A 12,758-nucleotide genomic window follows, 5' to 3' on the forward strand; every position below is an offset into this window, starting at 1 on the left:
TCAGTACCGTTAGTGGACCATGACTGATCCACTCGCGCCGCTGGCCGCCCTGCCGGGAGTATCCGAAGCCGCCGAATCCGCCCGCGATGCGCTGAGCAAGGTGCACCGTCACCGCGCCAATCTGCGGGGATGGCCGGTGACGGCGGCCGAGGCGGCAGTGCGGGCGGCCAGGTCCTCGTCGGCGCTGGATGGCGGCACGATGAAACTGAGCGCCGATGGTGCGGTGGAGGACCCGATACTGGCCGGCGCGTTGCGGGTTGGACAGGCGCTCGACGGGGACGCGCTCACCCAGTTGACCGCGGTGTGGTCGCGCGCCCCACTGCAGGCGTTGGCACGTCTTCATGTGTTGGCAGCCACTGGCATGGCAGACGAGGACACCCTGGGACGCCCGCGCCCCGGCGTCGACACCGATCGACTGGAGCTGTTGGCGCAGCTGGCATCGGGTGGAACAACGGTGTCCGCACCGATTCTCGCGGCGATCGCGCACGGGGAATTGTTGGCGCTGAATCCCTTTGGTTCTGCCGATGGTGTGGTCGCCCGCGCGGCGTCGCGATTGGTGACGGTCTCACGTGGTCTGGATCCGCACGCGCTCGGTGTTCCCGAGGTGATGTGGATGCGGCAGTCCGGTAGATACCGTGAGCTTTCCTCCGCGTTCGCCGCGGGCACACCCGAAGCGATCGCGGCGTGGATCATCTTCTGCTGTCAGGCATTAGCGGCGGGTGCGGCAGAGGCAACGTCGATCGCCGATAGCGCGAAGCGCTGACCGAGGCTGGGCTGAACATTAAAAACGGGCGACGGTCCGAATGAATCGGCCCGCCGCCCGTTAGCACGGATCCTCCGGTTACCAAGCGTGCAATGTGGGTTGTGTGGGTGGCCTCGGCGCTTTCACGACGCTTCCAACTCGGACTTCACCCAAGAAGTCTGATGAATTGTCTCTGTTCGCGATTACGCAGGCCCACAACGCTTCTGCCCTTGTCGCGGCGTGCTCCGCGTGGGTGCCGTGGTCCGTGCTGGGAATCCTAGGTCGGGAGATCGATCCTTCTCTTCCGAGTCGACCTTGGCCTTGCCAGGCTTCCGTACCTACTTTCTACACTGAGACGACGGTCACATCAAGGGGTAATTCGTTTGGTCACTACATTGTTACGCGCGTACCCAAAGTGACATGTGTCCAGTACTACGGCCGCAGCTTGCGAATCAGCGAATAGGTAAGTGCCCCAGCGGCGATCGCGCTCAGCCCCACGGCTGCCGTGGTGGCGGCCGCCGCGCCGGAAGGAACGGGTATCCGGTCGCCCAGCGACACGGGCCGTGAGAACGTCAGCACCGGCCACCCCCGCGCCATGGATTCCTTGCGCAGCGCCCGATCCGGGTTGACGGCTGTCGGGTGACCGACAGATTCCAGCATCGGCAGGTCGGTGATCGAATCGGAGTAGGCGTAGCAGTGCTCCAGCGGATAGCCCTCGCGCTTGGCGAGTTCCTGGATCGCGGCCACCTTGCCTTCGCCGTAGCAGTAGAAGGCGACATCCCCGGTGTACTTACCGTCTTCCACCACCATGCGAGTGGCCATCGCGTGGGTGGCGCCGAGGGCGCGCGCGATGGGGGCGACGATCTCTTCGCCCGATGCGGAGACCACCACGACATCACGGCCGCAGAGTTTGTGGTCGGCGATCAGATCGGCCGCCTCGGCGAACACCAATGGATCGACGATGTCATGCAATGTCTCGGCCACGATCGCCTTCACCTGCTCGACATCCCAGCCCGTACACATGTTGGTGATGTGCGTGCGCATGCGATCCATCTGGTCGTGATCGGCACCCGACAGCAAGAAGAAGAACTGCGCGTAACTCGATTTTAAGACGGCGCGTCTATTTATTAGGCCCTGGTCGAAGAACGGCTTGCTGAAGGCGAGGGTGCTCGACTTTGCGATCACGGTCTTATCCAGATCGAAGAAGGCCGCCGTTCTGGGGGCTGGGCCGGTGTCCGCTGGCTCACTTATGGCCGCGGCATCCCGGTCTTCAACAGACGGAAAGGATCCGGATGCCGTTGCGTGGTCGGTCACAGGTCGAGGATAGATCTCACGGACTACATCGTCGGGTCCATCAGTAAAGTCCCAGTTCAGCCGGGGTAGTCTGGTAACGCGGCTACGTCAGAAGAAGGGTTGCCTTTCTTTGGCTTTTTTCAGCCGATTGGTCTTGCCACCCTCACCTGGTTCGTGTGTATAGTGGGGTTACTCGGCTATGCCGAGTGTGTCTCAGCCCGACCCCCCGGGGCTGAAGCACGACGACCCTCGCCTCCTCCCCCCCTGGCGAGGGTCGTCCTCTTTTCTGGGGACGTTTATCACCGATTTTTGCGGCTCGCCTCGGACCTATCCACAGATTCGCGTCCATCCCCAATCTCGATGAGGCCTCTGGCGTCCTCGTCGCGCAACCTTGATGGTGGAGAGCGTGGAGGCAAATGCGGGGGAGCCGATCGTCGTTGCCATCGGCGATGGACGGCTTGGCAACGACATCGAGCGGATCGTCGCCGCGACTGGCAGGCCACTGATCCTCGCTACCGATGCCGGTTCGATCAGCAGACAGGCCTGGACCCGCGCAAGCGCGGTGCTGCTCGATGGAGCTGACCCGTCGTTGGAAGCGGTGATCAGACTGCCTCGCCGGGCACGGGTGTTACTCATCTCCCGGCATGAACCGACGAGTGAGATGTGGCGCAGAGCCGTCGCGGTGGGCGCCGAGCAGGTGCTCGCCTTGCCTGAGGACGAAGTCAGGCTCATCGAGGCCTGTGCGGCGATACCGGCCAGCGCCTCGGCGGGGCGCGCCCCGGTGATTGCGGTGGTGGGAGGGCGCGGTGGTGCCGGTGCGTCGGTGCTGTGCGCGGCGATTGGTCTCTGCGCGCCGGGCGGTGCGCTCATCGTGGACGCCGATCCATACGGTGGCGGAATCGATCTGCTGCTCGGATGGGAGGACGTCGAGGGCCTGAGGTGGCCGGACATCGATATGCGCAGTGGTCGAGTGGGTTTCGATGCTCTTCGGCGTGCGCTGCCACATCGTCGCGGGCTTGTCGTCCTATCGGGCGACAGAAGCGGTGGCGGAGGCAACGCCGAGGCGATTGGCGGGGTAATCGATAGCGCACGCGAAGCCGGAGTGCCGGTGATCGTCGACCTTCCGCGCCGTCTCGGCGCGACCAGTGTGGCCGCACTGGAGCACACCGATCTGGTGGTCGTGGTGGCACCTGCAGAGGTGCGGGCCTGCGCCGCTGCTGCGCTGGTGACCAGCGCGATACAGGCCACCAATCCGAACATCGGCGTTGTGGTGCGAGGTCCGGCGCCGAGCGGGTTGCGGGCGGCCGAGGTGGCGGAAATCGTTGGAGCCCCAATGATCGCAGCTATGCGGCCGGAACCCAATCTCGGCAATCGGCTGGACAACGGCGGTCTGCGGCTATCGCGACGTTCACCATTGGCGGGAGCCGCGCACGCCGTGTTGGCACTGGTCTCGCGTGAAGGCAAGGGGGCGGCGGCATGACCGGATCGCTGATCGATCGTGTTCGGGAACGGCTGGCCACCGAGAATGCGACGCTGCGTCCTACGGCGGTAGCGGCGGTGATACGCGCTGAATCTGGTGGTGTACTGGGTGATAGCGATGTGCTGCACAACATAAAGGAGCTCCAAAGTGAGCTGTCCGGTGCCGGCATCCTCGAGCCACTGCTATGCGCGGACGGAGTTACAGACGTCTTGGTTACCGGGCCCGATCGGGTCTGGGTGGACGACGGTCAAGGCTTGCGGCTCACCGCAGTGCGATTCGTCGACGAGGCTGCCGTGCGGCGTCTCGCGCAGCGTTTGGCTCTCGCGGTGGGGCGACGTCTCGATGACGCACAACCGTTTGTCGACGGCCAGCTGTCAGAGATCGGCCCGCCGCGTTCCGTGGTACGCCTTCATGCTGTGCTGGCGCCGATCGCGGCGGGCGGAACATGTGTCTCGCTGCGTGTATTACGGCCGACCGCTAAGGGTTTGGATCAGCTGATCGCTGATGGCACCGTTGCCGAAGATGCTGGAATCCTGCTTCGCGGGATGTTGGCGGCCCGGTTGGCATTCCTCGTGACAGGGGGCACTGGCGCGGGTAAGACGACGCTGCTATCGGCCTTACTCGGAGCCGTCCATCCATCGGAGCGCATCATCTGCGCTGAGGATGCCGCCGAGCTCGCGCCGCGTCACCCGCATGTGGTCACGCTGGCGGCGCGCACCGTAAACGTCGAGGGCGTGGGAGAGGTCACCCTGCGCCAGCTGGTGCGGCAGGCTTTACGTATGCGGCCCGATCGCATCGTGGTGGGAGAGGTGCGGGGCGCCGAGGTGGTTGAGCTACTGACCGCCCTCAATACCGGTCACGATGGAGGCGCGGGAACCGTCCACGCGAATGCCCCAGCAGAGGTCCCGGCAAGACTGGAAGCGCTCGGGGCACTGGGTGGGCTCGATCGTGCCGCGCTCCACTCGCAGTTCGCCGCGGCCATTCAGTGCGTATGTCACATCAGACGATTTGGAAACATTCGGAAACTGACGGAGATCGCGGTGGTGTGCAAGGGCGAAGACGGGATAGCGCGGGTGATACCCGCATGGACGCTAGACAGTGGGCCTTGTTCCGGCGCGGAGCGGTTCGATGCTTTGATCGCGCGGTGTGAGACATGACAACACAGGCCCTGCTGCTGCTCTCAGCTGCGTTACTTGTTGCACTGCAAAGGCGTTCACGATTACGGCGAAGGGCTTCCTCGCGGCGGTGGAACTGGAGACTGGCGGCGGTGCTTGTGGGAGGACTGGTACTGGGGGCCGTGTGGCTATTACCTCTGTCGGTGGTGGTCGCGGTGGGTGTGGTGGGCGGAACCCTGTACGTGTGGTGGCGTCGTCGCCGCCGGTTGATGGCCCAATCGGAGGAACTGGCTGTTTTGGAGTCCGGCCTTGATGTGCTCGTCGGCGAGCTGAGGGTTGGCGCGCATCCGGTGCGCGCATTCGAGACCACTGCGGCAGAGCTTGGCGGAACGGTCGGGGAAGTGTTTGCCGCCATGGCCGCACGCGCACGCCTCGGGGTGACACTGGACCCGGCCGTGCCGAGGCTGGGGCCATCGGCGGCTCAGTGGGATCGGATCAGCAGTGGTTGGGCGCTGGCGCAGCGGTACGGCCTCGCGGTTGCCGATCTGCTTGACGCGTGCAGGACGGATCTGCAGGAGCGGCAACGATTCACCTCACGTGTCAACGCCGGGCTCGCCGGCCCTCGTGCGACCGCGGCAGTGCTCACCGGTCTGCCGGTAGCGGGAATCGGGCTGGGACAGATGATCGGAGCCAAACCGCTTGCCGTGCTGTGTTCAGGTGGGGTCGGCGGCATGCTGCTCATCGTCGGGGTGGTGCTGGCATGTGCAGGTCTGTTGTGGTCCGACGCCATTACGGGGAAGGCATTGCGGTGACCGCGGCTTTGCTGATGCTTGCCGCGGCCATCGTCACTGCGCCGGGAGCGTTGCGTGCTCGGGTCAGGCTGCCGCACGGCGACGTGGTTGTCTCTGCCGATCATCGCGTGACCGAAAAGGGTCTATTGGGAATGGCATTCAGTCTCGATGTACTCAGCGTGTGTCTTCGATCAGGGATGCCGGTCGCAACCGCCGCGTTAGTGGTGTCGTCCTGCGCGCCGTCGGAACTGGCCCGCATCCTGAACCGCGCAGGGGAGATGCTCGCCTTGGGGGCGCCGGCCTCCGCGGCCTGGGCAGACCCGGGGCCTTCGGATGATCTGGGATACGAGCAGCGGCAGGCGCTGACCAGACTGGCGCGGCGATCGGCCGACTCCGGTGCGGTGATGGCCGATGGCATTGCCTTCTTGGCCACTCAATGTCGCAGGGATGCGCTGGATTCGGCAGTGGCCACTGCGGAACGGGCCGGAGTGCTCATCGGTGCGCCGCTGGGACTGTGCTTTCTGCCGTCCTTCGTCTGTCTGGGCATCGTGCCTGTCGTCATGGGATTGGCGCGGGATGTGTTCAGTAGTGGCGTGCTGTGACCCGCGGAACGGCCGCGGGGTTGAGAGGGAGGGAATCCATTGATACACAACATCTTGACGAAACTACGTCGGCGGATGGTGGTGGTCGTCGAGTCAGAGGACGGCATGTCCACCGTCGAATATGCCATCGGGACGATCGCCGCGGCGGCCTTCGGGGCGATCCTCTACACGGTGGTTTCGTAGGGGTGGGTCGGCAGCATCTGACGCACTATCTTGTGGGATGAATGCCCTGTGCGGTGCATAGTGATCATTGGGTGCCCCGGACGTTGGTTGTGGCCGGATCGGCGACAGGATCATTAGTGGCTAACGCAGGCCAACGGTTCGTGACGTCCGATGGTGGCTGGCATCGTTCGTACGGTGCCTGTGAGCTCATTGCCTGATTGGGCAGGTGGTCGAGCACGGGAATGAGTGTGTGGTCCGTCCATCGAGATGGGTAGTGAACGGGATTTAGACGTTGTGGTAACAGTGCAATTCGGGATGAATAACAAGGGGGGGTAGACGATTTTGAACCGCCGGTAGGTTCTACTATCTGTCGCTTATGTACAGGGCCTTCTGGTTCTGCACCGAGGCAGGCGCCTACTGGTCTGTGGTCGACGACAGTGACTACGGCGTGCAGGAGATTGCCGATCGGTTCCTTCAGTACTTACGGTTCGGTCGCGGATTGGCAGAATCTACGACTCGTAAGTATGCCGAGGGCGTCGGGCTTTATTTCCGGTTCTGCGCAGAGCGCTCGCAACACTGGGCGGCCCCGGATATCACCGCTTTCCAAATGTGGCTGCGGGTTGCGCCCGCAGTTCGGCATCCTGACCCGCGGCGCCGCCTGTGGGCTGGGCCGGGCCGGGAGCCGATGCGTGGGGAAAACCGCATTAACCTGATTACGTATGCGGTATGTGAAATGTTCAAATATGCTGCTTCTGAGGGGGATTGGGATCCCGCCAAGTTGGGCCAGCTTTTCGAGCTTGCGCCCGCGCGTTTCCGCGGGGGCCGCGACAGAAGACGTCCTGTCGGGTCCACAACGGTGGTGATGCGGCGCCGTCATCAACTACGTCCTCGGCGCGGTGTCCGCAATGATGTACCCCTTGATGTGGTGAAGGCAGCCCTGGGAGCCTGCCGGAATCTGCGGGACGTGCTTTTGGTGGTGCTGTTGGCGACAACAGGTCTGCGTCGTGGGGAGGCGCTGGGGCTGCGTTTGAGCGATCTGCATTTCCTGCCTACCTCTGAAGGTTTGGGATGTCCGGTGCCGGGTGCGCATCTTCATGTGGTGCCCCGCCAGAACAGCAACGGGGCGCGGGTCAAGCGCGAGAAACCGCGGGTTGTGCCGGTGACCGCGGCACTGGTCCAGCTGTATGACCAGTACAGGCAGGATCGGGATGCCTGTCGTCCGGCGCGGGTCAGCGACTATGTGTTCGTCAACTTGTATAAGCCCCCGTTGGGTGAGCCGATGAAGCTGCACGCTATCAACGAACTTTTTGCCCGCCTTAGCGCTCTGGTGGGACAAACGGTCACACCTCACATGCTGCGCCACACCTTCGGTACCGGCGCGGCGCGCCAGGCCTCGTTGGATGTGGTCGCTGAGCTGCTTGGGCACGCCAGCATCCGGTCCACGGAGGTGTACCTGCACCCGGATATGCAGCTGCAGCGCAAGGCGATTGAACATGGATCATTGTCAGAAATTCTTCAGGGTAGGCGTGAGCATGACTGACTACCGCCGCGCATTGGTGTTGATGCGGACAGATGCCGACGAAGGAAAAGAGGCAGACAGCCCTTTCGATATCTGGCTTGAAGGCGCGGGCTGGGACCCCACGCTGCAGGTGCTGCAGCCGCCCTCGACACATCAAACCCTGGGTTGGAAAGAATGCGTCGTCATCGGCTGCAATCGGCCCGCGTGGGGAATCAAGACCAGGGGGTTGTGCAGCGGATGCCTAGCGGTGTGGCGTGATCACGGACAACCAGATATCGAAGTGTTCGCTCAGCGCCCGAGCAGACGCATCGAGTATCAGCTTCATGATTTGTGTTCGGTGAGCGTCGATGGGGTGTGCTGCCAGCGGCGGGCTACCTCGAAAGGTTTGTGTAAATCGCACGCGGACAAGGTTCTTCATCATACCGGACGCGGGCGCACCCGCGCCGAGGTCATCAAGACACTGATTCCGTTGGAACGGACCGCGGACTGCAGTGTGATCGCGTGCGATCGGCAGGCCGACTTCGTGAATATCTCCCTGTGCGTGGCACACCGGATTCGGTGGCAGCGCGCGCAGAGAGGATCACCGGTACAAAAGTACGGATCCACGGGCACGTTCGAGGAATTCTGCCGCACGGCAAGTCAAGTCACCGACAGCCGGGTAGTGGTGTTCACCGGGCTCAAACCGCGGGTCACACGCCAGATTCTGTATGGCGTGTACACCCGCTCCCGACGCGGATCGCTTACTCGCACCCAGCAGCTGCAACAAATCGTCGACTATGTGCGGGCGATGCAAGTCAACGACTTGCGCGAGGTCAAAGACAAACCTCGACCTGACATTTGGCCCGCGGGTACGGTTCGGCCCCTGCTCAACACCGTGCTCACAGCCGTCGAATACGGCGACTTGACGCCGGAGGACTTCCGGCATGCCGAGGTTTGGCCCGGTGCGGTGTTCGGCAAGAACAGCCAGATCGACTTTCGCAACCTCACCCAGCCCTGGCTGCAGGAGATGGCCCAGGCCTGGTGTTGGGACAACCTGCACAGATTCGGCGACTTCAGCTCCTTCACCAAAATGATCAACGAAGTCAACTATTTCTCGGAGTATCTGCGTGCCAACACGACGGCGGGCGGCTGCAATATCGCAGTCCTGGACCGCGCTGCTGTCTCTGGTTTTGCCGCCTATATCGCCGAGCTGGCTCGCACACGGGCACCCCGTGCGCGTTTCCAGTTCGATCGGGGCGGCAAGAATTTGAAGTTCACGTGGAACAAGGATGTGCAGATCGGATGCTTGCTGACGGTGCAGCGGATTCTGCGGTACGGGCGCGAAACCGACCGTATGGAAGACTTCGCGGGCTCCTTCATGATCACCGAGGATCTACTCCCGCGCCGTGGGTACACGCAGGAGGTCGAGGCCGGTAGGGCGCTGCCGCTAGACATTGTGCGCCAGGTTTTCGCCGTTGAAAACCTCGCCACGCTTAACGACGATGATGTGCGGCTGCTGCGAATATTGGCCGAGACAGGGCGCCGGCCAAGCGAAATCACCTCGTTGCGTTACGAGTGCATCGAGACCGGGCCCGGCGGCCCCTTCCTGCGTTACACCGAGACCAAGGTCACTGGCGGTCAGGTGCGCAAGCTTCCCGTACTGGCAGCCGTGGTCCAGACTGTCAAGGCACAACAGGAGCAGGTCTTGACCAGGTTCCCGGATACCGGCCCCGCCGAGCTCGCGCTGTTCCCCAGGCTCACGATGAACTCCCACGGATACCATGCCATGCACCCCAGCAGGTTCGGGCACGCATTCGGCAAGTGGATACGGGCCTTGCCGAGCTTGGACTCATCTGAGGTCGACCCGAATGGGGATCCGGTGCCCTATGACAGGTCCAGCATCAGCGCTTACTCCTTCCGGCACACCTACGCCCAGCGGCACGCCGACGTTGGGACCCCGCCGGATGTTCTCAAGGAGTTGATGGGCCACGAATCGATCCTGACCACCATGGGCTACTACCAGATCACCCAGAAGCGGCGCCGCGAGGCCGCTGAACTGGTGGGCAATCTCGTCGTGGGCGGCGGCACCCTGACAATCCGCGCCATGTCCAAGAGCCACCGGCTGGCCAGTGAACACGCAAGCATCGCTGTACCTTTCGGGAAATGCTCCAACCCGCAGAACGTGGCCGCCGAGGGCCACGGTTGCCCCATTAGGCACCGCTGCTTTGGGTGCGCCTCCTTCGGCAGCGACCCGTCTTATCTGCCAGAGATGCGCCGGCGGCTACTTGACCTGAAAGCCATCCGGGCACGGATCGATGCCTTTGACGGCGCAGAAGAATGGGCCAAACGCGACGCCCGTCCCAGCGACGAAGAAATAGAAGCGCTACAGGAACGCATCCGCACCGAGGAAGAAAAACTAAGCAAAGCCACCCCGGAGCAACGCGAACTCATCGAAGAGGCCTCCAGCACGCTGCGCAAAGCCCGCGCCGCAGCCTCCGTCGACCTCAAACTTGGTCATCGCGACGACAGGGACGACTCGTGGACGTCGTACTCGGATGATCGCCGCCACGCCATCGACACCCTCGGAGAGCTGACCGATGGATGAGCGGCAAACGTATCAGCGCCGCGTTGTCAGGCTCGCAGAATCCCGCCGGCGTGACAGTGAACGAAAAAGAGTCGCAGTCGCCAAAGCGCTGCAGGACCTGCAACGCGAAGACCGGCCGGTGACCCGCCGAGCCGTCATCGCCCGCGCCGGCGTGCATCGTAACTTCCTGTACCGGCACAAAGACCTCGCCGCTGACATCGATGCCGCTGCCGGGCAATACTTTTCGCAGTCGCCGCGCCGCCGCACCGACCGGATCAGCAGCGAAAGTCTGATGACCGACCTGGCCACCGCACGCCACCATAATCGCGAACTGGTGCTGCAGGTGCAGATCCTGGAACATCGTCTTGGTGCCCAAGGGCCCACTCCCGGGACCGCACTGCTAGAACGCCATCCTATGGTTGTTGAACTTCGCGAACGCATCGCCGAACTGGAGATCGCATGCGGCGATAAGGACCGCGCCATCGCCGCACTAGTCGATGATGTCGAGATCCTGCGCGAAACCAACCGGTCGCTTGTGCGCGAGTATGGGCTGACCAACCCCTGAGATCAGCGCCTGGCGCGCGTCCCGACATGCCATTCGGTGCCCGAATGCCAGACAGAGCAGAGCTTTTCGTCGATGATCTTCAAAGGTACCGGGATCTCGGAGTCCTCGACAGATAACTTCCCGCCTTGAATGTACTTCTCGGATCAAATCCCCTGTCGGTGAGTTGCTGTTTCCTACTGGCTGAAGCTGAAGCCGGATTATCTGTAGGGGCCTTGGGTGTGTGTTCGACTGTTCCTGACAGGGGCAGCGGCAAACCGTCCGGCGATAGGCCGGAAATTCGGTTGTCCGCCAGCGTATTTAGCTTAGGTGGGCTAACTCGGGGCCGTGAGTGACGAGGTCAGGTGGCCACGACGGAGTGCATCCATTGGGTTCGTTGTTCACGAGTGGATATCCAGTGCGCGACGATCTTTTCACCTACGGCACGCTGCAGATCGCGCAGATCATTGTGGGAGCGAGCTTGGCGGGCGTCGTTTTCTTCATGATGGATTCGGTATTGCTCACGTTCGGCAGGTGTTGCATGTGAATAGCAATGGGCGCCAAACATTCCCGAACCAAGGTAGGTCGCTGAGTTCGTGCAGTCTTCACCGGTCGTCTTGACTATGGCGGAGCATTTGGGGCGTTGCCCGGCGACGGTCTGGGTGCGATCAGGTCGCGGCAACTGATACAGGTGCCGCTCTAGCCGGTCGCACAGAGCTGGCATGGGCGTCACTTTCGTGGCGCCGCGGCGCACTGCGGCATTATGCCGGGCGAAGATGGCCTTGGGTCGCGACAGGCCGTTACCCCAGCGATCATCGAGCTCGGCACCTTGGTGCACGATGCTGGCCGCCTGATATGCCTCCAGAGTGCTGCGGTGCGCAGCAAGGATGTCATTGGCCAAGTCCGCAAAATTGAGGTCCGCCCCATCGGGCAAGGTTTGCACGACGAGAAGGCATTCGAGCATCTTCATGCGCAGTTCGTCGATGACCTCGATGGCTAGTGAGGTCACCGTCTCGTCAGGGTAAAAGTCGGAATCTGTTTCGAACACGAAGCAGCAATGTACTACTAGTAGGGCAGACTTTTGGTACTGGCGCGCCATAACTGGGGTGCGTGCCCACGCGTCCTGAACAAACAGATCCCGACCGAGCGGCTGCGTGGGCGCAAGTGCGACATGCAGTGGGAAGCCGGATCCGAGCGGTACGCATCGAGCAGGGATTGACCCAGGAACAGCTGGCCTTGTCTTCGGGGGTCACCCGCAACGTGCTGATCGACGTGGAGCATGGGCGTCGGGGCCTATTGTATGAACGCCTATTCGACCTTGCCGATGCCCTGGACATCCCGGTCGCCGACTTACTCAGTGGGCGCTGACCAGCTCTTTAGCAAGCCTCTTTCGCCTGCCTCGAGCGGGCAGCGGCAGTGGGGCATGGCGCCAGAATGTGCGAGAAAAAGTACAACGAACTGGCGGCACCGCAGATCGGTGGATGGGTTCTGGATCGCAAACTCATCCGCACCAACCAGAACAGGCGAGTGTTCGAAACCTGCGACATTCTGGCGCCTGACGGTGCGCTGATCCACGTGAAAAACGCCGACGCTTCCGCCCCCATCAGTCACCTATTCGCGCAGGGGCACAACTCGGCGCACACCTTGACCCACGATCAGCAAGCCCGTGAAAAGTTCGGCAAGCTCGTGGCAAAAGTCGGCGGCGATCAGGCACTGGTCGAGAAGAAACCTTCAGCGGTTGTATTTGCCATCGCCCGGCATGCCGGTAAGCCGTTCGGCCCTGACAACCTCTACAGCTTCAGCCGAGTCACCCTGGTACGGACAGCAGAAGATCTGGCTGCGCGAGGAATCAAGGTTTATGTCGTGCCTATCGAGAACGGCTCCACAAACAGTTAATTAATCTGCCGGGAGTAAGGACGCCATCAGGGCCGGATCACTGTCGGCGTGTGG

The 12,758-nt window shown here is 62.7% G+C and carries 12 protein-coding genes and 1 pseudogene; 11 read left to right on the forward strand and 2 right to left on the reverse strand.

All coding sequences use genetic code 11. The features are described from left to right. Nucleotides 1-19: 19 nt before the first annotated feature. Nucleotides 20-763 carry a Fic family protein gene (locus MSTE_RS01960; protein WP_096498548.1) on the forward strand — a complete coding sequence of 248 codons (744 nt, stop codon included), beginning with the start codon at nt 20-22 and terminating at the stop codon, nt 761-763. 411 nt (nt 764-1,174) lie between these two features. On the opposite strand, the gene MSTE_RS01965 is transcribed toward MSTE_RS01960, so the two are convergent. Continuing rightward, on the reverse strand, nt 1,175-1,993 hold the full coding sequence (locus tag MSTE_RS01965; protein ID WP_331712911.1) for an HAD-IB family hydrolase: 819 nt from the start codon (nt 1,991-1,993) through the stop codon (nt 1,175-1,177). Nucleotides 1,994-2,441: 448 nt separating this feature from the next. Between MSTE_RS01965 and ssd the strand changes: the two genes are divergently transcribed. The 8 genes and pseudogenes from ssd (at nt 2,442) to MSTE_RS02005 (ending at nt 10,832) form a co-directional block, all read left to right on the forward strand. After that, on the forward strand, nt 2,442-3,515 hold the full coding sequence (ssd, locus tag MSTE_RS01970) for a septum site-determining protein Ssd (RefSeq protein WP_096505321.1): 1,074 nt from the start codon (nt 2,442-2,444) through the stop codon (nt 3,513-3,515). Then, nucleotides 3,512-4,672, forward strand: a complete 1,161-nt coding sequence (locus MSTE_RS01975; RefSeq protein ID WP_096498550.1) for a TadA family conjugal transfer-associated ATPase — start codon at nt 3,512-3,514, stop codon at nt 4,670-4,672. Before ssd ends, MSTE_RS01975 begins: the two co-directional genes overlap by 4 nt. Then, entirely contained in the window at nt 4,669-5,442 is a 774-nt protein-coding gene (locus MSTE_RS01980; protein ID WP_096498551.1) for a type II secretion system F family protein, read from the forward strand. Before MSTE_RS01975 ends, MSTE_RS01980 begins: the two co-directional genes overlap by 4 nt. Then, on the forward strand, nt 5,439-6,023 hold the full coding sequence (locus MSTE_RS01985) for a type II secretion system F family protein (protein WP_096498552.1): 585 nt from the start codon (nt 5,439-5,441) through the stop codon (nt 6,021-6,023). The genes MSTE_RS01980 and MSTE_RS01985 overlap by 4 nt, the downstream gene beginning before the upstream one ends. A gap of 51 nt (nt 6,024-6,074) precedes the next feature. After that, a pseudogene (locus MSTE_RS01990) lies at nt 6,075-6,203 on the forward strand (DUF4244 domain-containing protein); the annotation flags it as partial. 844 nt (nt 6,204-7,047) lie between these two features. After that, nucleotides 7,048-7,725: a tyrosine-type recombinase/integrase gene (locus MSTE_RS25395; RefSeq protein WP_157997607.1), complete on the forward strand. Its 678-nt coding sequence runs from the start codon at nt 7,048-7,050 to the stop codon at nt 7,723-7,725. Beyond that, nucleotides 7,718-10,288 (forward strand): tyrosine-type recombinase/integrase, encoded by a 2,571-nt coding sequence (locus MSTE_RS02000; protein ID WP_157997608.1) that lies wholly within the window; start codon nt 7,718-7,720, stop codon nt 10,286-10,288. Before MSTE_RS25395 ends, MSTE_RS02000 begins: the two co-directional genes overlap by 8 nt. Next, complete coding sequence (locus MSTE_RS02005; protein WP_096498556.1) at nt 10,281-10,832, forward strand: DUF6262 family protein; 552 nt, start codon at nt 10,281-10,283, stop codon at nt 10,830-10,832. The genes MSTE_RS02000 and MSTE_RS02005 overlap by 8 nt, the downstream gene beginning before the upstream one ends. 337 nt (nt 10,833-11,169) lie before the next feature. Here MSTE_RS02005 and MSTE_RS02010 read toward each other — a convergent pair whose 3' ends face one another. Continuing rightward, on the reverse strand, nt 11,170-11,856 hold the full coding sequence (locus MSTE_RS02010) for a hypothetical protein (RefSeq protein ID WP_096498557.1): 687 nt from the start codon (nt 11,854-11,856) through the stop codon (nt 11,170-11,172). Nucleotides 11,857-11,918: 62 nt separating this feature from the next. Between MSTE_RS02010 and MSTE_RS02015 the strand changes: the two genes are divergently transcribed. Together MSTE_RS02015 and MSTE_RS02020 are read left to right on the forward strand one after the other, a co-directional pair. Then, nucleotides 11,919-12,176 carry a helix-turn-helix domain-containing protein gene (locus tag MSTE_RS02015; protein ID WP_096498559.1) on the forward strand — a complete coding sequence of 86 codons (258 nt, stop codon included), beginning with the start codon at nt 11,919-11,921 and terminating at the stop codon, nt 12,174-12,176. 48 nt (nt 12,177-12,224) lie between these two features. Next, nucleotides 12,225-12,704 carry a DUF6119 family protein gene (locus MSTE_RS02020; protein WP_162291346.1) on the forward strand — a complete coding sequence of 160 codons (480 nt, stop codon included), beginning with the start codon at nt 12,225-12,227 and terminating at the stop codon, nt 12,702-12,704. Nucleotides 12,705-12,758: the final 54 nt, after the last annotated feature.

Source organism: [Mycobacterium] stephanolepidis (assembly GCF_002356335.1).
Classification (GTDB): Bacteria; Actinomycetota; Actinomycetes; order Mycobacteriales; family Mycobacteriaceae; genus Mycobacterium; species Mycobacterium stephanolepidis.

Excerpts from the sequence above, each read along its gene's own strand:
- MSTE_RS01975 (WP_096498550.1), top strand. The coding sequence starts at position 3,512 with ATGACCGGATCGCTGATCGATCGTGTTCGGGAACGGCTGGCCACCGAG.
- MSTE_RS02005 (WP_096498556.1), top strand. The coding sequence starts at position 10,281 with ATGGATGAGCGGCAAACGTATCAGCGCCGCGTTGTCAGGCTCGCAGAA.
- MSTE_RS01960 (WP_096498548.1), top strand. The coding sequence starts at position 20 with ATGACTGATCCACTCGCGCCGCTGGCCGCCCTGCCGGGAGTATCCGAA.
- MSTE_RS25395 (WP_157997607.1), top strand. The coding sequence starts at position 7,048 with ATGCGGCGCCGTCATCAACTACGTCCTCGGCGCGGTGTCCGCAATGAT.
- MSTE_RS01980 (WP_096498551.1), top strand. The coding sequence starts at position 4,669 with ATGACAACACAGGCCCTGCTGCTGCTCTCAGCTGCGTTACTTGTTGCA.
- MSTE_RS02000 (WP_157997608.1), top strand. The coding sequence starts at position 7,718 with ATGACTGACTACCGCCGCGCATTGGTGTTGATGCGGACAGATGCCGAC.